Annotated in this window: 10 protein-coding genes; 2 read left to right on the top strand and 8 right to left on the bottom strand. The window is 64.4% G+C overall.

The window, feature by feature from the left end:
- The first annotated feature begins 64 nt into the window (after nt 1–64).
- Nucleotides 65–1,312, top strand: a complete 1,248-nt coding sequence (locus tag ACTUWL_RS24050) for an oxalate decarboxylase family bicupin (RefSeq protein WP_021079031.1) — start codon at nt 65–67, stop codon at nt 1,310–1,312.
- Nucleotides 1,313–1,560: 248 nt separating this feature from the next.
- Here ACTUWL_RS24050 and ACTUWL_RS24045 read toward each other — a convergent pair whose 3' ends face one another.
- The 3 genes from ACTUWL_RS24045 to ACTUWL_RS24035 form a co-directional block, all read right to left on the bottom strand.
- Nucleotides 1,561–2,229: a YoaK family protein gene (locus ACTUWL_RS24045; RefSeq protein ID WP_021079030.1), complete on the bottom strand. Its 669-nt coding sequence runs from the start codon at nt 2,227–2,229 to the stop codon at nt 1,561–1,563.
- A 15-nt stretch (nt 2,230–2,244) separates the two neighbouring features.
- A complete protein-coding gene (locus ACTUWL_RS24040) occupies nt 2,245–2,868 on the bottom strand; it encodes an FdhD/NarQ family protein (RefSeq protein ID WP_021079029.1) in 624 nt (207 codons plus the stop codon).
- 107 nt (nt 2,869–2,975) lie between these two features.
- Nucleotides 2,976–3,470: an HdeD family acid-resistance protein gene (locus tag ACTUWL_RS24035; protein WP_021079028.1), complete on the bottom strand. Its 495-nt coding sequence runs from the start codon at nt 3,468–3,470 to the stop codon at nt 2,976–2,978.
- A gap of 1,586 nt (nt 3,471–5,056) precedes the next feature.
- On the opposite strand from ACTUWL_RS24035, the gene ACTUWL_RS24030 reads away from it, so the two are divergent.
- Entirely contained in the window at nt 5,057–5,491 is a 435-nt protein-coding gene (locus tag ACTUWL_RS24030; protein ID WP_106940499.1) for a sigma factor, read from the top strand.
- Nucleotides 5,492–6,180: 689 nt separating this feature from the next.
- Here ACTUWL_RS24030 and ACTUWL_RS24025 read toward each other — a convergent pair.
- The 5 genes from ACTUWL_RS24025 to ACTUWL_RS24005 form a co-directional block, all read right to left on the bottom strand.
- Nucleotides 6,181–17,487, bottom strand: coding sequence for a filamentous haemagglutinin family protein (locus ACTUWL_RS24025; protein WP_021079026.1), 11,307 nt, complete (start codon nt 17,485–17,487; stop codon nt 6,181–6,183).
- Between the two features lie 128 nt (nt 17,488–17,615).
- Entirely contained in the window at nt 17,616–18,575 is a 960-nt protein-coding gene (locus tag ACTUWL_RS24020; RefSeq protein ID WP_291735476.1) for a FecR family protein, read from the bottom strand.
- A gap of 117 nt (nt 18,576–18,692) precedes the next feature.
- A complete protein-coding gene (locus ACTUWL_RS24015) occupies nt 18,693–19,208 on the bottom strand; it encodes an RNA polymerase sigma factor (RefSeq protein WP_021079024.1) in 516 nt (171 codons plus the stop codon).
- Nucleotides 19,201–19,878 (bottom strand): TonB family protein, encoded by a 678-nt coding sequence (locus ACTUWL_RS24010; protein ID WP_021079023.1) that lies wholly within the window; start codon nt 19,876–19,878, stop codon nt 19,201–19,203. Before ACTUWL_RS24010 ends, ACTUWL_RS24015 begins: the two co-directional genes overlap by 8 nt.
- 71 nt (nt 19,879–19,949) lie before the next feature.
- Entirely contained in the window at nt 19,950–20,111 is a 162-nt protein-coding gene (locus ACTUWL_RS24005) for a hypothetical protein (protein WP_158267784.1), read from the bottom strand.
- Nucleotides 20,112–20,133: the final 22 nt, after the last annotated feature.

The following is a 20,133-nucleotide window of genomic DNA, read 5'->3' as shown; positions in this document are numbered from 1 at the left end:
CTCGCTCAAGGAGCCTGCCGCGATGAGTGCGGCTCGTTTCAACCACATTTCAGGAGCAACCAACATGTTCTCACGACGGGATTTGCTGGCTCTTTCGGCGGCGGGCGCGGCCGCGGTCAGCGCCGGGGCGCAAGCAGCCACGGTTGGCAACCCGGACGAGCCGGCTCAGGGAGCCATTAACGCCAAAAGCCCAGGAAGTCTGTCCGATCCCGGACCGCAAAGCCCGGAGCTCGCGAAGCAATTTCCTTCCATGCAATCGCCGCCAGCAACTGACGTAGGTGGTCTGCCGATGGATTGGGCTTCGTTCAATAATGCACCAAGGCGCATACAGAACGGCGGCTGGGCTCGTCAGGTCACTGTCAATGATTTTGCGATCTCGAAAGAAATATCCGGCGTCAATATGCGGCTTTCCGCGGGCGGCATTCGCGAGCTGCATTGGCACCAGGCCGCCGAATGGGCGATCATGACGTATGGCAATTGCCGCGTCACTGTTCTCGATGCTGAGGGTCGGCCTTATGTCGGCGACGTCAAGGCCGGCGACCTCTGGTATTTCCCGGCGGGCGCGCCGCATTCGCTGCAGGGACTCGGGCCCGACGGCTGCGAGTTCGTGATCTGCTTCGACGACGGCCATGCCAACGAATTCAATACGCTGCTTGTCACGGATTGGTTCATACATACGCCGCCGGAAGTTCTGGCAAAGAACTTCGGCGTCTCGGCCGATACCTTCGCGAACATTCCGCTGCACAATCTCTGGATCTTCCAAGGCAAGGTGCCCGGCGCCCTCGCCGCTGATCGCGAAGCGATCGCAAAACATGCCGAGGCGCCGCCCTATCCATTTATCTTCCCGCTTAGCAGTTCGGCTCCGGTCAAGGAAAACGCCGGTGGAACTATCCGCGTGGCCGACAGCAGCAACTTCAAGGTTGCCACGACGGTCGCGGCAGCGCTCGTAACGGTGCGGCCCGGCGGTATCCGCGAGATGCACTGGCACCCAAACGCTGATGAGTGGCAATACTACATTAAAGGGAAGGGGCGGATGACGGTATTCAACACGGGCCCGAATGCCATGACGACGGATTTTTCCGCAGGCGACATCGGCTATGTTCCGCGCAATCTCGGGCACTATGTCGAGAACGTCGGCGATACCGACCTGGAGTTCGTCGGCGTATTCCGTGCGCCGCGCTACGAAGAGGTTTCACTGTCCAACTGGCTGACGCACACTCCGCCGGAGTTGGTCGCCCAGCATCTCAATCTGGGTGCGAAGCTGATTGCTCAATGGCCTGACACCAGTCCCGGCGTGATGCCAAAGACCTGAACGACAAGAAAGGCCCCGAATCCAGCGCCTCTCTTTTGGCGGCTTGCGACCTGGCGCCTCTGAGGCCGCGCCGCCATCCCATCACAATCGTCTGATCCGAGTACAGTTGCAACCGAAGATCCCGGTTGCCCAAACAAGAGCTGCGCCGGTACCAAGATCGCAGCGTAAGCCCACGGCTATTTGGACAGACCGCAACCATCTACCGCAAACGAATGCCAGCTTGCCAACAAGCATGGTCTCGAAAGACATCAGGCCTGCCAGCGGTGGCGGCGACCACATAGTGCGAGAGCGAAAGTCAATAATGCGATCGGAACAATCAGGCCGCCGGCGCCCAGCCGCTTCGTTGCCAATGCTCCGGCCGCGGCGCCCAGCAGGAACATCAGGCAGATCGTGAGTATGACTTTCGCGCCGCGCACAGCCTCGCGACGGGGATCCGTTACTAGGAGATCGATGGCCCGGAGCGTGTTTCCGGTCACCGTGACCGAGAGGTATTTCCAGCGTTCGACCAGCCTGAAGCTAGCTGTCTGCAGCGCAACCCCGAAGGCGACTCCGATCACTGCAACCGGCTCGGCAAGCCGGTGCAGCAACAGCATGACCACGGTCAGAGATACGATCTCGCCCGCGAGACACAGCAGCGGCGCTCGGACCGTTGTCGCCACCCATGCGCCCGCGACAAAGGCAAGGATCGGAGGAACGTGATGAAGCGCCTGGAACCACTGTCCGCTCGCAGCATACACTCCGAGGAAGACGACATTTCCGGTCTGCGAATTCGCAAAGACGCCACCGAGCGAGAGCCACGTGAAGGCGTCGATGAAGCCGCCTGACATACTCAGCAGACACGCGACCAGCAGCGACTGTTCCGGCACGCAGGCTGCAACCTGCTTCCTTGCAGCCGAGTGCGGAGAGAGAGCTTCCATGGCTATCTCATGCAATCATCGATCGACAAGCGGCTTGCCGCGGCGATCGTCTGGCCAGAACGACGCGATGCGGGTGCGTGAATATGCCGTATCCATCATCGCGAGCAGCGTTATCCCCGCCCCTTCCGCCGTCCCGATAGCCAGCGTCGTCGGGGGCGACATGGCAATCACGAACGGTACGCCGATCACCGCCGTCTTCTGCACCTTCTCGACGGAGACACGGCTGGTCAGCAGCACAGCTCCGCCTGGTGCCGAGTGCCCATCGGCGGAAACCGCCCCGGCGAGTTTGTCGAGCGCATTGTGCCGGCCGACATCCTCTCTGACCAATGCGAATCCGGCCGCCGCATGCCAGAACGCCGCCGCGTGCAGGGATCGCGTCTGCTGATTGAGACTCTGAAGCGGAGCCCGCACCTCGATGGTTTCGATTTCGCTCACGTGCTCGACGATGCCCTCGGTGAGGGTGAATCCGATGCCGAACTCCTCTAGATCAGACGGCGTCGCCATCATCACGGCATGCGTTGATCCATCGTAGCTCAGCGCAATGGCCGTCTCTTCGGCAACGAGCCGCGACGTGTGCAGGCTATGGTTCCCGCGCCAGGCGATCTCGTCATGCGGCGTGCATGTCGAACCCGTTATCATGGCTCACACCGTTGCAGGCTGGTTTGAACGGCGGGACGCACGCGCCCTCAGTGCCAGGCCAAACAGGATCAGGCCCCAGCCCTGGAAGATCAGGTCTACCACCAGCATCACGCCAAGGAGCAAGAGGCCAATGGCCGGCCATGCCGCAACGACCACGGCGCCGACGCAGACGGTGAGCGCTCCGGCGGCGACGAGCCAGCCCAGCCCGCCGCGGGCCGCGCATGGAAACCGGCCCAAACCCTCATGATACCGGAGATAGTAATAAAAACGCCCGCAGTCAGAGACGACGTCAACGACGCGAAGATCGGGTCGTAGAGGATGATTGCGCCGGCAGTTGCATAGACGACTCCGGCAAGCAGCCAGAGCAGAACGCCGCCCGGTCCGCGCGCCGAGAAAGCGTGAAAGATCTGGATCAGCCCGGCGACTGCGATGGCTGCGCCGATCACCAGCACCGACGCCAGACTCGCCGCCAGCAGATTTGTCGATGCGACGCCGCCAAGGATCAACTCACCGACGCCAAGGGCAACGAACCAGCCCCACCTTGGCGCGATCGCGTGGATTGCAGCTCCAAGCGCCGGCTTCACATTCAAAGCATTTGTCATGATCTGATCCTTGTCGACGAGCCGGGTGCGGTCGTAAGTCGCTCAGGAGATCAGCCTAGGCGCCGCCGGCGCAGGCATCTTTCAAGAAGTCGGCCGACATTGCCCATCCGCACGATGAGGCATCCTCGCAAGAGACGCACGATAGCGAGCGTGCTTTTGCGCAACTGGAACTCCGATCTGGGAATACCCTCGACCGCAACGTTCGTAGGTTCGGTGAACGTTACCTTGCGGAGGTCGCTCCGGCTCATCTTCATGAGCAGGCGTCACTGCACCAGTTTCGCACTAGAAACGACCGGGTCGAGGCGCAACGAACGCGATCAAATTCAAACAAAGAGATGAAGCCAGCCGCTATCCCGCCGCTCATGACGGTCTGATCGCAGGGCATTGTGCACAGTCATGCCACTGGAATTCTGACCTGACCGCGGCGAGGCCCCGGTTTCCACGCCGCACATGAGGGAAGAGCTTGTCATGTTGATGGCGCTCGACGAACTCAAGGACGGCGGCCCGAAGATCCTGAGCGGAATTTCCCAGAGGAACATTTAACCAATTCGGCGGCGCATCAGGTTTGAAGGGGTCGTGCGGTTTCCCAAGTTCGTTTCGCGATCCTCGTCCGGGCGCCTCTCCGTCGTTGAAACGTATGTTGCATTTGTTGAAACACTTTACGGCTTCCCGAACGATGCTGTCCGCTAGGAGCGCGACCAAAATAAAACCATCTCAACATTCCTCGCTAGTGTGGCTGCGGTTCGGTGAACTCACGTGCGACCAGGGACATCGGGCGTTTGGGGAAGACACCGTGACGTGGTTGCACAGCACGCCTCGCGGGTCCGGCGCGCAAGAGGCGATAGATGTAAAACGTACCGAACGAGAAGATGAAGACGTCGACCGCGCTAAGCATAATGATGGAGGTCAAGGCCGCAGGCGTGGTCAAAACGGGGGCACCGCGTCAGCCGCGGGCCGGATGGGGGATGGCGCCGCCCCTGCGTTCAACCGCGCTCGAAGGCGAGCTACCATTTACGCTTGAGCTTACCGCCGAGGACTAGTTGAGGACCTCGATCGAGCCGCAGCGCGCTTGGCGCCATCGGGCATGTTGATCCAGCCGGCGTAGTCCGATGCGACCTGCTTCGCCCCGTCGAGCAGCTTGGTCAAGAACACATCCAAGTCCTCGGGGCGAACTGGTCGGCCGCGCCATGTTGGGCGGCCTTCGTGCGGGGAACGATGAAGTCACCGCGGGAGAGTAAGTCGCACTGCACCCGTGACCATTGGCGTATTCGCCGATCTCGGGGCACGCCTTCAAACGGCGACCTGCCTAGCGACGACGTGCATTTTAGAAACTATCGAGCATTCGTGGAAAAGTTAAATTGTGGCGGCATCATCTAATGCGGTAACCAAGCGCAATCCGGTCACGGCTCTGTTGTGCCGGGCAACTTGAACTCCGGCAGAAGAACAATGACCTCGATGTCCCTCCCGCTCGCTCGATCGATCATGATCGTGAACTTGCGCAGCGCGGCACGCCGCGCAATTCCACCTGCCGGATTGGTTCGAGGTATGCGACCGGCGAAAGCCAACAGCGACTCGCTTGATTGTGAATGACGGCTGACGAACCCGAACTGAAGGCGCAGATGCTGGCAAGCCGGTGTGGTGACGCGATCGCCTACCATGCGCTTCTTGCGAACCTCGCACCACGGCTGCGCAGCTACTACGAGCGCGAGCTGATCAGACTTGGACACAGCACGGACCAAGTGGAGGATCTTGTCCAAGAGACGTTGCTGGCGATTCATCAGAAGCGTCAGACCTACGATTGCAGAGCGCTGTTCACGCCATGGCTGCAAGCGATTGCTCGCTACAGGTTGATTAGCTTCCTTCGCAGCAGAGGCGCGCAGGCGATCGAAACCTCAATCGACAATGGCGAACGTCCGGCGGCGAATCACGATTGCCTGCGGATCGAAGCGAAAGTAAGCATCAAGGTCCATCGCAGCCTGAAGATCCTAGCTCCCTTGATCGGAAGGGGCCGCCGAGGTTGAGGTATCGTAGCCGCCTATGCCCTGACAATTTAAGAGCCTCCTACAAAGCTGGGGGTGGGAAGGGGATAGGGTGAGCAGCTCGAACCTCCTCCGGATCGGCAACATGCCGACGCCGCGCGTCGATGGTCACACGCAGCGAGAGCAGTGTGACCGCTGGTCCCAGTCGCAAAAAATCCATCCTCCGAACACACAGCCAAAACCTACGGTTTGGGCGGCGACTAGGGGTACCATCGCAAATTAGCCGCAACGGCCTTTATCGCGCACTCCTTGTTTTTGCTGCTCAATTCGAACAATGGGTTAGAGAGGAGGGAGCGTAGTAGCGGAAGCACCCTCCTCCGAACCCGCGGCGAAAAAACTACGGCTTTCGCGAGGAATTAGCGCAACATTGCGGAGTTCTTCGGTGATTTCGCGGTAGATTCGAACAATCGGATACTGGGGAGAGCTGTGGCGTAGAAATGGCGGAGAGAGTGGAAGTCGAACCCACGAGCCAAGCCGTTCAGCGGTCGGGATCGCAGGCTAAGCCAGCCGCACCAGTTTCGCACCAGAAACGATCCCTCCAAGAGCGATAAACGCGGCCAAACATCACAAAAAATGCCGAAAAATCAACGGCCGCATCCCTTTTCCGGCCGCTCATAACGGTCTGGTTGCAGGTTCGAGTCCTGCCGGGCCCACCAAAGAATCCAGTGCGACTATCGTGACGTCAGGCGCTGCCTTTCCTCATCCGTCAGCTGGCGCGCCTGCTCCGCCGTCAGGTCGCCGCTCCCGACCACGCGAAACATGCTGTCCGGATCGTAGCTCTGCCGCTCTTTGTTGCGGCGGCGACGCTCGTCATCGTCGCCCGGATCCGACGTGCCGTCGCCGCCGCCATAGCCGAGCACCTCGACAATGATGACCGAGGGCTGGCCAGTGCTGGCGGCCGGTGCCGCCGCCGTTGGCTGTTGGGCCGCACCCGCGGTGTTGTTCGCCGCAGTCAACGCGCCCACCGGCGGCCCCTGCACCACCGGCACACCGACCGAAGTGCCCTGCACCTGGATGTTGGCGACGTTGAGCACCCGAAGCGCTTCGAGGGTGAGATTGCCCGACACGCGAATGCCCGCTTCGCCGGCATCGATCGTGCCATGCGGCGCGAACAGGTCGACGTTGCCGGGGGGAACACCGGGAACGCCGATCAGGGTCGCGATGCCGGCACCGGTTTGCGGCGTGTTCGGCGTCTTGGCGGCGCGGCCATACTGGTCGTAGACGACCAGCGGCGGCGATGTCACGATCGAGGTCTGCTTGCCCTTGCCGGCGTTGAGGTCGCCATTGGTCGAGAACATCAGGATGTCGCCACCGAGCTCGGTGAAGACGCGCGACTGCGCCACCACCACGCTCCGGTCGGTGAAGATGTTGACGTCGCCGCCTTCGAGCGTCAGCAGGCCGGGGCGCGCGGTGTCGGTCTGCCCGGTCAGGTTGGGCGTCTGGTTCTCGATGCCGAGCGACACGCCGCCGCCGGGCGCCAGAATGTTGATGCTGCCACCCTGCTCGGTGCGGATGCGCGCGAGTTGGAACAGCGACAGGTTGCCGGCATAGGCCGTGGTGGTACCGCCGATCACGCTGCCCGGAAACAGGGTCTGGATCGCGCGGTAGGCGCGATCGTAACCCTTGCCGCCGGCACCTTTCCCGTTTGCCGCTGCCTCGCCGCCCGCCTTGAGCTCGGCGAAATACACCTGCTCGATGAACGGCAATTGTGCGGCCGGCGCAAGTGCGCGGAAATCGGCCAACGCCTGGTCGCGACCGAGGGTGACGCCCTCGTTCCGGCTCATGTAGCTGGTGAGCTGCGCGAGATAGCCTTGCGTCGTCGCATCCATGTTGCGCGGATCGAGATAGAGGCTGATGAAGTCCGCGTTGTCGGGGCCGTTGGCGCCGGTGCCGACTGCGACGCCGATCGAGGCGCCGGTCGGCGGCAGCAGCGGATTGTCCGCGTTGCCGACCGACGTGATGCCAAGGCCCTGCGTCTTATACTGACCCAACTGAGCGAAAATGTTGCGTCCTGCAAGGACGGACAGCGCGCCGGGACCCTCGACGCGAATGTTGAAGAAATCCGGGTAGGCCAGACTGCAGGGCTGGCAGCTGACGATGTCGCGCCCGGCCTGCACCAGCGAGGCGTCACCGGGGCCGGCATTCTCGATATTGATAATCGGCTGGACGATATCGAGACCGGCGCGCACCTGCGCGCGCTCCGACGTCGCTAGCGCGAGCCTCGTCAAGCTCCCCTGGACCGCATAGGCATGGACGGTATGCGGATCGTTGAACTGCACCAGGTTCGACGGCAGCGACTGGGAGCCACCGAACGTGTCGTAAGGCGACGGGTTGGTGAATGTACTCGCATAGTCACTGCCTGACGGCGCCGAGGCGCCATTGACCTGGGCCGACAGATCTGCCGCCGTCATGCTGACGCCAAAACCGACGATGTCCTGCTGGGCCAACAGATCGAGGCGGGCCGTCGGTGCGGCCAGTGCCGCGAGATAATTGTAGCCGAAGGTGCTTTGCGCAACGGTGCCGGCCCGGATCGACCCGCCGGCCGCCGTCAGCTCGAAGATCGGCGGCACGAAATCGCCATTCACGATGATGTCGCCACCTTCCGTGAGTTCGCTCAACGCGCTGTTGGCCGTCATGCTGGTGAAGAAGCCGTAGGGCCGCTGCACGTTGTACTGATATGAGGGCGGCCCATTGCCTTCCAGACCGGCCGGGATGCGATAGCTGGTAAGGCCCAATGGATCGGGCTGCTGCGTTACTCGCGTCGGATCGCCGATGATCGCGTTGATTCCGCGCCGAGACACCACATTAAACTGGGCGTCGCCGATCAGCAGATCCACCCGCGCGGTCGACAGGGAACTGGCCGCCAGTGGCGCCATCCCGATCTCGCCAGCCTGGATGTCCGCCGTGCCACGCCCGACCAGCAGATTGGCGTAGTTGATGCCGCCTCCCACCGCCAGCGAGAGATTGCCACCACCATACACCGCCACTGCGCCGGCTGCGGTCAATCCGCCTGTCGTCGGCACGCTGATGTCGACATTTCTGAGGTCGCCGTCGACAGCGACACCGACGTTACCTCCGCCCAGCGCACCGAGTCCCCTGAACGCCGCCACCGACGGGAATGAATCGTATCCACCCTTGAGATAGGGTTGATAGTAAGTCCCGAAATTGATGAACCAGGTTGGACTGGCCGCGAACGGCTCGGTCCACAGCCAGTAGGTATCGAGCGCGGAGGCTGCATAGTTCTTGCTGCTGCTGGTGTCGGCGCCGATCAGGCTGCCATGCACCTTGACCGTGAGATTGCCGCCGCCGGTCTGATAACTCGGATGGAACGCCTGGACCGGATAGGACAAATCGTACGACACCTTATGACGGTGCGCGTCATAGCCATACCCGAGATAGGTATCGTACTTGTACGTGAACGCCGACTTGATCAGCGCGCGCGACGGCACAGCGAAATCCGGCGACGCCTGCTCACCTGCGGTATAGATGCCGAACGCGGTCTGGATGTCGATGTTTCCCGCCGCAGCAAGGTCGAGGTCGCGTGCTCCGGTGCGCACGACGCTCGGAATCTGCACGGTGACATTGGCGTCGGTCAGATAAGAGGCGGCAAAGATGATGGAGCCCGGCTCCGGATTGGCGATCGTGGCGACGGGGCGCAGCACAGTCGGCACGACGGCCAGCGGATCCGCCGCCGCGAGATCCGCGCCGGCCACCAATCGGAACGTGGCGGAGCCCGAGCCCGCCGGCAACGGCGCCGCGATCGCGAAGATGTTGCCGTCCGGCGAACCGACCGGCGCCGCAAAGCCGTCGCTGAGGCTGCCATTGATCAGCAGGCTTCCGGCCGCGCGCAGCGTCAGCACCATCGGCTCGCCATTGTAGCGGTAGGTATGCAGATCGATTCCCGAGTTGGTCCTGGACGCATTTTGCAGCAGTCGCAGGTTGCCGCCACTGTCCAGCTCGATGCCGGGCATCAGGTGGAACGCGGTAACGGAGGTGCCGGTCAGCGACCCGATCCCGGCCTTGATATTTGCTGCGGCGATATAGGCCCGCGCATCACTATCTGCCATCGCCAGGCTGGCGTCGACATAGGGCGAGCCGGTAACGTCGTAGACCTTGACCGCCTCGACATCGATCTCGCGCGCGCCGACAACATGGACCCCGCTGTTGCTGATGCGCACACCGGTGGTGCCGTCGGCGTTGACCGTCCGCGGCACGCGCAGCCAGAGCTGTCCACCGTTCTGCGCGATATTCGGATCGGCACCGGCAACGTTGATCGTCGGCGTGCTGCCGGAGCCGGCGTCGACATCGAACGTCAACATGCCCGAGCTGTTACCGGCGAGGCCGAGCGTCACCGTACCGCCCCTGGCCGCGGTGGTGCCGGCATTGAGCACCGCATGCGCGCCGAGCTCCAGATTGTTGCCGGCGATCAGGCGGATGGTCGCATTGCTACCGCCGCTCGCATCGATCAGGCCGGTGACGGTGATGTTGCCGCCGTTCGCGATCAGCTCGACGTCGCGGGCCGTGATGTTGCCGACGTTGATGTCACCGTTCGTCAGCGTCAGCGCCTGCTCGCCGGAGAAACCCGCGATGCTGCCGAGCAGCGCGCTCGCGTTGCCCGAATTGACTGTGACGATCGCCTTGCCGCCGATGTAACGCGGATCGGCGCTGGCCAGCAACTGTCCGTCGAGATGGGCGGTTCCGTTCGGCGCGATGACGGTGAGTGTCCCGGCGTTGCCGCCCTGGTCGGAATCCACGACATCGAGCATAGGCATCGTCACCGAGCCGAGCCGGCCGCCACGCAGATCGACCACCGCGCCGGAGGCGACCGCGACATCGCCGTTTGCGGTCTGCAGTGTGACGCTGCCGGCCGGAGCAATCCGCACCACATCGAAGAACGGCGTCACCGCCCCCGCGACGTTGGTGACCGAGCCGGCCTGCAGCGTGATGCCGTTCTGCGCGGTGAAAGCGATCACGCCGGAAGGCAGGTTGATGGTGGTGCCCTGGACAATGCTCTGCGCCGAGACCGAGAGCGTCGCGCCGTTCGAGGTGGCGACCGGCTGGCCGGTACCGCCGGGCAGCGCGGCAAAGGTGACCGTGCCGGCATTGGCGACAAGCTGCGTCAGCGCGCCCGCCTGTGCCGTCACCAACGGCGTCGCGATCGTCAAACCTCCGTTGACGCTGAAGGTGCCAGGCATCACCTCGCCTGGAGCATAGGAGACCGTGCCGATCTTTTGCATCGCGCCCGCAGCGAGCGGGCCCGCATAGGAGACGCCGTCGATCACCTGCCGGGACGCCGCCAGCGTCACGGTGTTGAAACCGCCGAAGGCAAGGCTGCCACCGCCGCCAAGCGTCAATTGCGTCGCATCGATCTCGAACGCGCCCTGCCCGGTTCCTGTCGCCGCGGCGCTGGTTGCGCCGCCGTTCAGCGTGATCGTGTTGGCGCGGAGCTTGACGCTGTCGGTGGCTGCACCGAAGCCGTTGATCGCCGACGCGCTCAACGTCAGCGCGGCGAGCAGTGGCTGACCGGTCACCGGATCCAGATCACCGAGATCGACTGAGCCATAGACGTTGATCGCCGTGGACGCCGACAGCACCAAATTGCCGGTCGCTGGCAGATTGCGCAGAGGGTCACCTTCGGACAACTGAGCGAGCAGGCTGGCGCTTAGGTTGAAGCCTGACGCGCCACCGGTGCCGAAATTGATCACCGGCACGCTGACCATGACGGTCGGCGCCGCAAGGCGGGCGGACGGATCCATGCTGATGGTGTTCGATGCGCTCAGCGCGACCTCGCCGCCGCCGAGGACTTGCGCACCCGCACCGATGCTCAGCTTGCTCGCTCCACTCCCTGCCGGCAACGTGACCGGCAACACCGGAGCGTTGGACGCCAGCACGAACGCGCCTGCCCCGCCTCCGCTGACACGCGCCAGTGCAATCGATCCCAGGGTCTTGCCGGTCTTTGGATCGTTTGGGAACAAGGTGGAGATCGCGCCGAACGACGTCGTGTCGATCAGCGCACCGGCGCCGACCGTGATCGCGGTGCTCGCCGTCAGCATGATTTCGGGCGCGGTCAGCACCGCTCCACTGTCGATCTGGAGCTGCTGCGCCGCCGGCGTGATGGTCAGCACGTTGCCGTACAGGCTGCGCGTACCGCCGATCAGAATGCTCTGGGCGCCAATGCTGTCGAGCGCATTCGCCAGCAGTCCGGTCATGCCCGGCGCTGCGGTGCTCCCCGGCGCGAGGATCTCGAGATTGGACGCGACGATATCGACCTGCCCGCCCCGGCCGCCTGCCGGAGCCGTGAAGTCACCGAACCCGCCGGTGGCCGGCAGCGACAGGCTGTTGGTCGCACTGATGACGAGTTGCCCCGCGTCGATCGGCAGATAGGGAGCCGCGATGCCGCTTGCGGCCGCCTTGGACGCATAGAACTGGCTCGCCGTGGTTTCGGCATATTGCGACTGCTGTCGGACGACCGAGCCCGGCGTGACGATGTAGACCGAGGGAAGCGGATCGTGGAAGCCCGTATTGGCGACCTCGCCGTAGCCAAGTATGCGGTAAGAGCCGTCACGCTGCGCGAAATTCGACAACCCGGTAGCGGAGGTCTGATTCACCGCGACGGTGACCTTGAAGGCGCCGGGCAACAACGCGTAGTGCCCCGGCAGCAAGGTGTAGGTGCCGGCCGGCAGCCCGGGAGCCCCACTCAGATAGACCTGCTGACCGACCTGCAAAGCAACCGGCGCCGCCGCACTCTGCGTCGGATCGCTGAGCTGCATTTGCGGATCGCGCGGCGCATAGCGGTTACCGAGGCTCGGCAGGATCGCGAATGTCTGGGTGCCATCAAGCGTATCGACCGAGCCGCCAGCACCGCTGACGAACTGCGCGCCGTACATGTCGCCGCCGCCGGATTCGTCGATGCGCGCGGAGCCCACCCCACCGGACGCTCCCGCGACCGTCAGCGCCCGGCCATAAAATGAGATCGTCTTGGCCGGCGGCGCGCTCATCGTGTTCGCCGTGCCGCTGTTGTCGTAGCCGTAGATCCAGTCGGTGTTGCCAAGCGGTGCGCCATACGGGATCAGCGTGCCGCCCGCCGACACCGAGGTGATGCTGCCCGGGAGCAGGTTGATCGCGCGCGTGCCGGAGGGATTCTTCGGGTCTCCGAAGGTGATCTGCCCGAGCGGCGCCAGCAGGACGCCGCCCTGGTTGATGGTCGGCGCGACGATCTGCACCGATCCACCCACCGACAGCGGTATGTAAGGCGTCTGGCCGTTGCCGATGAAGCTGACCACGCTGTTCGGTCCGGTCGCCTGAATCACGAACTGACCACTGGATACGCTCGAGGATCCGTTGTTGATCGGCCCGGTGCTGACCGGATAGATTTCCGTCCCGGTGAACGTCACGTCACCGGCAGTCGCCAGCGTGGTCGTCTTGCTGCCGTAAAGGGGCGCATTCTTGGAGGTTGGCACCAGGCGGATGTCGCCCAGGCTGTTGAACGACATGCTGGCGAAGCCGGGCAGCGACACCGCCCGCTGAACCGGCGTGTAGAAATTGAGGTAGTTCGTGACATAGCTGTAATTCGCGCCGCTGCGCAGCCCGCCCTCGACGTCGATCAGGCCGGCATCGACCTCGAGACGCGCGGTGCCGGCCAAGGGCGTTGCGCCATAGCTGCCCAGTGGCACGAAGCTGGAATATTCGTTGATGTTGCGCTGTCCACCGCCGATGTCGACATAGGGCGCGCTGAGCCGGACGCTCGCGTCCGGCGTCGCGCTGATGTTGGTGGCGTTGATGGTCAGGCTGCGCGTCGCGGCGAGATTGACGCTGCCGTTGAATACCAACGCATCGACTGCGCCGAGCGACACCGACGCGAAGCCGCCGCCGGAGATCTGGTCGGCGCCAATGTAGAGCTGCCCGAGCAGGTTGCCCGGGATCGCCTGCCCCGGCGACAGACCCGCCGACATCAGCGGCGGCGCCTGGCTCACGATGGTCTGGAAGATCGGCTGCAAGTATTGCGAGACCCCGGAGCTGTCGGCGACATAGCTCCCGATCGTCTGATCGATCGTCAGGCTGCCGCCCGCCACCCCGGCCCCTCCCGCCTGCGCCTTCATGGTGGCGTCGAACAGCAGACCGAGCGATGCCCGGATCGCGACGCTGCCGCCTGCGGTCGCAATAGGTGACTGGGTCGTTCCGGATCGACCCGCGGCCTGGCGTATCGTCCCCGACGCCCCCGACACGTCAATGATCGCCCCGGCTTGCGCCACGACGACACCGAGCGGTTGCTCGCCATAAGGCTGGGTGGCCGAATAGGGATAGTAGAGCGACGGCTGAGCGTCCTGATTGATGTTGACCTGTCCGCCGCCGAGCACCGTGTTCACCGGGCGCCCCAACGGGTCGAGTGTCGAGGTCACGAGCCCAGGCGCCAGCAACCGGGCGTCCGCTCCGATCCAGAGCGTCTGCGTCGCAGCATAGAACGGCCCATTATAGGGCGGCGTACCAGCCGCTGATCCAATCGGAACCCAGGGACCGGGCACGCCGGTCAGATCGAGATTGATGGTGCCGGCGGGTGCGTTGATCGTGCCGTCGACCGTGAGTTGACGGCGCGCGTGCAGAGATATCGTCGCCTGCGGATCGGCGTTGATCGCGGCACCCCGCTGAACATTGAGATTGCCGTTGAAGGCGTCGATCGCGCTCAGGACCAGGTTCACCGGCGCCGACGGCTGATACGAGGGCAGCGCCCTCGCCGTCGCGACATCAGCGACATCGCTGCCGCTCGGCGCCGATACGGCCTGCAGATTCGGAATCAGATTGACCCCATGCAGCTCGAGATCGGTGCCGGCAGCGACCGTCAGGTTCTGATAGCTGTAGAGCGCGTACTGGCTGAAGCCGCCGCCGGCGAAGAAGCCCGGCGACAGCCGCAGCACACTCGCGGGATCGACCGGCGTGAGGTTGCTGGTCCCCTCGGCATTGATAGAGCTGACCGTGCGGAGCGTAAGGATGGCATCTCCGCCGATCTGGATCGCAGGCGTGGCGATGCTGAGCGCCCCGCCACGGGTGAAGCCATAGGACCGTACCGTGCCGTCGAGATAGACCCGCCCCGGATAGCTCTGCGCGATCGTCGCCGAGTTGTGCAGCGTCGCGCCGAAGCCGTTGCTGATCACCGTGATGTTGCCACCGGTTCCGACCGGCAGGCCGTTGCTGGTCTTGATCCGGCCGTTGCCCTGCATCCAGCCACCGCTCGACGCATCGATCATCGCCCCGGCATCGATCCGAACGCTGCCATAGGCGGCCAGGCTGACGTTGCCGCCGTCATAGAGCGTAGGCGTGGCGGTGCTGCCGCTGAGGAAATCGTTGACCCACAAGCCGCGCGTATCGATCACTCCGCCGGAGTGCAGTTCGACGTCGCCGGTCCAGATCGTCGATCCGTTCTGCGCAGCGTTGACGGTGACCGAGCCGGCCCGCGCCACCAGTTGGCCGTCGATCGAAATTCCCCCGCCGATCAGGGCGATAGACGAATTCAGCGCGATCGAGCCGCCGGGGGCAACCTGAAGCGTGGCGCCGCCCACGATGCTGATCGCCGGAGATACGGCTTTGCTGACCGGATCGGCCACGCCGCCCCGCGCATTGATGGTGATGCTGCCATAGTTCGCCTTGTCGAGCAGATCAGCCGGCAGATAAACCGTCTGCTGCCAGGACGCCGGCAACAGCGACGTCACGCTCGGAAGATCCGGCGGCGTCACCGACGGCGCGACGACCACGCTGGAGGGGGCAACGCTCGCATCGGATGCCCCGATGGTGAACGCCGCGCCGGCCGGAAGCGTGTTGGCGGTCCGCTGATACGGGCCGTTGACCGTCGCCGCGACAACCGAGGCGTCGACCTCGGCAGCGTTCGCAATCACGCTCAGGGCGCCGGCGGCGCGTCCTTCGAGATAGGCCGGCTGGTATCGCTGATCGGAGAAAAATGGATTGGCATAATACTCGGTGACACCCCAGTGGGCATGATTGACCGTAAAGCCGCCCCCGATCGAGATGTAGGTCAGATCGGCAGGGGCCTGGTTGGCGCTGTAGATTCTGCCATCCGAGCCGATCAGCCAGGTGACCGGCACGTAGCCGGCCTGGTGCGCGAGCGAGCCGCCGGAAATATTGATCGACGCACCAGGTCGCAGGACGACATCGCCAGTGGAATAGACGACCACCGTGCCGCCCATGGTCAGGCGCTGGTCGATCGGCCGGTCGACCTGACCGAGCCAGCCCGACACCTCCAGCAGGCCGCCCGCGGTGTAGACCCGGTCCGAAGCCACCGGGTTGAGTTCGTGGACGTTCACCCACACGTTCTTGCTGGAGAGGATGCCGCCGCGTTGCAATGGCGAGTCGCGCAGCTCGTTGGCGCGCACGTTGACCTGCACCACATCGCCCGACGCCGCGACCGGCACGCCCTGCAACCCTGAAACGTCGATCAGGGACCCTGCGTCGACGAGAACACGCGCACCATCGCGGTTGGAGTTCGTGTTGATCTTGGCAGCGGGATTGTCTTGCAGATAGAGCTGGTCTCCGTAGCTCGATGCCTCGAGCGCCACGCGCCCGGACGGCGCGATGATCGCAGCTCCCGCCTGCACGTTGACGAAGCCGCCTTCGACCAAAATCTGCGACTGCGCCTGCGGCTGCGTGTCCTTCGCAGTGAGACCATCCTCCTCGGGGAGCACGGCGGTGACGCTGCCGCGCGCGAGCTGCACCGTACCGGTCTGCGTCGACACCGCATAATGCGAGGAGCTGTCGTAGCCAAACTCCCCCTGCAATCCCTGCTGCGCGGACAACAGGATCGAACCGGCCTGATTGACCGAGGTGGTCGCCACCAGCACACCGGATTGCTGCAAGTTCATACCGACCAGCGTGACGTTTCCGGTCGGCGCCGCGATCAGGCCGGTGTTGCTGACCGTGCCGCCATTGAGCACGTTCAACACCAGGCCCTGCTGGCTCGTGCTGCCGCTCGTCGTGACATAAACCGACGTGCCGGCGGCGAGCGCGGCCTGTCCACCCGGCGTCACGATGCTGCCGCTGTTCTGCACATTGGCGCCGAGCAGGAATACGTTGCCGCCTCCCGTGGTGACGGATGCGGGCGGCGCCGTGACGATCACGGCACCAGCCTCGACGATGACGTTGCCGGTTGGGCCGCTGCTGTTGCCGAAGATCGGCGCCTTCAGATTGCCGGCATTGTCAAACGGCGAGCGATTGAGCAGGCCGGTCTTGAACTGTTGATCGGTGATATTGAGCGTCGAGGCCACCAGCGACCCGACATTGACCTGGCTTGCACCACCGAAAATGATACCGCTCTGGTTGATCAGCAGCACCTGGCCGTCGGCCCTGATGTTGCCAAGGATCTGGCTCGGCCCGACATTGCCGGTCACGCGATTGAGCGCGACCCAGCTGCTGTTGCCCTGCTGGTTGAACACGACATCGGTCTGGGCGCCGACATTGAAGCTCTGCCAGTTGAGGATTGCCTGCGGCGCGGTCTGGGTGATCCCGACACTGGTGCGCCCGTTCACATTGGCTTGGGTCGGAAGGTTGGCACCGGACCAGAGGCCGGATCCGGGCGCAACCTGCAGCCCACCCGGCGCAAGACCATCGGGCACCGCCAACTGCGGCAGCGTCCGCGACGTGCCGGCCGCCTGTGCGGCATTGCGCGCGGCCGCCTGCGCCGCTTGCATGGCCTGGATCGCCTGGGCCGCCCTGGTCAGCGCTCCCGAGCTCCTCGCAGCCGCGTCTGCTGCCTGCTGGGCCCCAGTGCTCGCCGCATCGGCCGCGTATTGTGGCGCCGCGACCGTCCATGCGCCACCAAACGGCCTCGCATTCGCAGGATGCGCAGCGAGCAACAATGTCGCCAGGCTCGTGCCGGCCATCAACCCGGCGCGGGACATCTGGCGCGACAGCGCGCTGCCGGCCAATTCACCGCGTGCACGGGGATGATGGGTGGTTTGAGCTCGAGCCGGCATGACACGTCCTTCCAGCGAACATCGCAGAGGTCACACCAGCGTGACGGGAAGCCCCGCTCAAAACTGCATGGGTTTTTTGTGAAAGTTTCGTGTCACCGCAGAGCGGCCGGGAGAATGTGGGAACCCAGTCAGCTCAGCAGCACGATTCCGCCAGGCAGCAACCGCACACGCGCATCGAACGCCTGCTGGATCTGGGTCAGGATCTCATCCATGCGATCGATGCGGAAACGACCGCTGACGGGCAGCCGCGCGATCTCGGCATTGACAATGAAGATGTGGCCAGGCCGGTATCGGTTGATCTCGTCGACCACATCGGCCAGCGGCGTGAAGCGGAACAGCAGGAAGCCGCGTTGCCAGGCGGAGGCAATCTCGATATCGGCAGCGGCAAGGCTCTCTCCCCGCGCGTCGTAGCGCAGTTGCTGCCCTTCCTTCATGGCGATCAGCTCGGCCCCACGCTCGACCTGCAGCTCGCCGTTGAGGCAGGTCACACAAACCGGCCGCTCGCCGCCAGCCGATATATAACGCACATCGAACTGCGCCCTGTTCGCCAAGATCCAGCGGTCGGCCGCACGGACGCCAAAGCTGCGACCGGCTGTGGCGAACGCAGCCTCGCCGGAAAGCAACTCGATCCGCGCCGCACCGGGATCGGCGGGCCGCAACGCGATGCTGGTCTGCACGTTCATCCGGATCGAAACATCGCCGGGCAGCGCCACGCTGCGCTGCTCGCCGGTGCCGGTGCGGTAGTCGGCCGCGAGATCCGACCAGGACGGCCACAGGCCGAGCGGCGGACGCGCCAGCGCATAGACACCCGCAGCGGAGGCCGCGGTCGCGAGCCCACCACCGAGCAACACACGGCGATTCAAGTGCGCCGCGCTCCGCGATTGTCTGGCCATCTCGGCCGCCCGCACATTGCGGCCCGCCGGTGCAAGGTCGCGCCACAGGCGGCTTGCTGCAGCGAAGGCGGCAGCATGCTCGGCGCTCTGGGCGCACCAGCGCCGCAGCGCCTCGGCATCCGCCGCGGTGGCCTGCCCGGAGGTAAGATGCCGCACCCAGCCGACCGCGTCCCGCTTGAGCGGATCAAATCTCATGTCGTCGTTATCCGTCGCGCTCATGGCTGGCGTCCGCCTCGTGCCTGCCTACGCCGGGGCGTGGCGATTCTCATCACCCCCCTCACAATGACGTTTCCTGCCGGGCGAAACCGCATGTTATCCGTCGCTCCGACCACGCCGCGCCAAACAATATTCCTGCGCCCGCTGCAGCTCCAGATCCACCAGCCGCAGGGAAATGCCGAAGCGGCGTGCTATTTCCTGCCGCGGCATCTGGTCGAGGCGTGACGCGAGCAGAATCTCACGGCGGCGCGCCGGCAGCTCGTGCAGAATGGCCTCGAGCCCTCGCAGGTCCGACCGCGCGCGTGCCACGTGCTCGGGACCGGGCGCACCATCGGCGATCTCGAGCAACCCGTCGACTTCGGCGGCGCTCAGAATCCGGCTATCGGCGTTACGTAGGCGATCGCGCGCCGCATTCATGGCGACGCCAAAAACGTAATTGCCGGGATTGCCGACCACACCAACCGAATCCGCCTGGGCGATCCGGAGCCAGGCGTCGTGCAGCGCCTCACCCGCGAGTTCGGACGATCCCAGCCGTCGTGTCAGCCGGCGCTTGAGCTCATCATAGCGCTCCACCAACAGGCGTCTTATCACGGCAAGGGACGTTTCAGTCATGGCGTGCCGGAGAACCGTCACAGCCCATCGTGATGCCGGATCCCTGCGGGACCACCACCAGGGTCACAGGCTGGGCAAGGCCTGCCGGCGGCGCCATATCGACCTGCATCCGGCGCAGAGCATGATCAATACCAGCATCGAGCGAGGCGCTGCCCGCCGAGCCCAGTCGCTCGAACCGTTCGACCTTGCCGGCCGGATCAATCCAGAACTGCAACGCGATCCGGTAGCCGCCCGGCCGCGCATCGGCCTCCGCACACAGCGCGGCCCGAAGGCTGGTCTGTAGTCGCGAATAATAATGATTCACCGGCGCCGGCAGCGCCGCCTGCGCCATGGCCGGTGTCGGATAGAGGATGAAAGACGTCTCTCCAAGCACGCGCGCCGACAGGCCGGTGCCTGCAAGCAGGCGCGCGAGCGCGATGCCCGCGGTCATGGGTCCCCGCACGGCGCTGGAATGCCGTCCGGCCGTCAAGTTGCTGTTGTAGAGCACGCTCCGACCAGCCACGTCACCATACTGCTCCAGCGCGGCCGCCAGCGGCTGAGCTGCGATATCAAAGTCGATTTGTTTCCCTTCTGCGGATGCTTCCGGCGCCGCCAAGGCAAGACAGGCACCGAACATCAGCGCACGGCACAGCCGGGCGCTCCGGGCTTGCGCTGGCGCATCCGGGGTCAACTCGGCTCCTCGCGTTACAAGATTGTCATGGTCGGGCGGAGACCATAGGCAGGCCGTGTAACAGTCTCATGTCAGGACGATCGGATGGCCGGCATGGCACAGACGAGGCGCTTGCGCATATCGTCGGTGAGCTCGCCGAGATGATTGTGCAGCACCGAGCCGGCATTGACCGGATCGAGATGGGCCGAAATGAAATCGGCGACGTCAGGCCCGTTGGCACCGACGCCGATCAACACGCTGATCGACGCGCCAGAT

It is taken from the genome of Bradyrhizobium sp. WCU1, assembly GCF_053474805.1.
The sequence above is the reverse complement of the archived record's forward strand: the minus strand, read 5'-3'. Positions and strand labels throughout refer to the sequence as shown.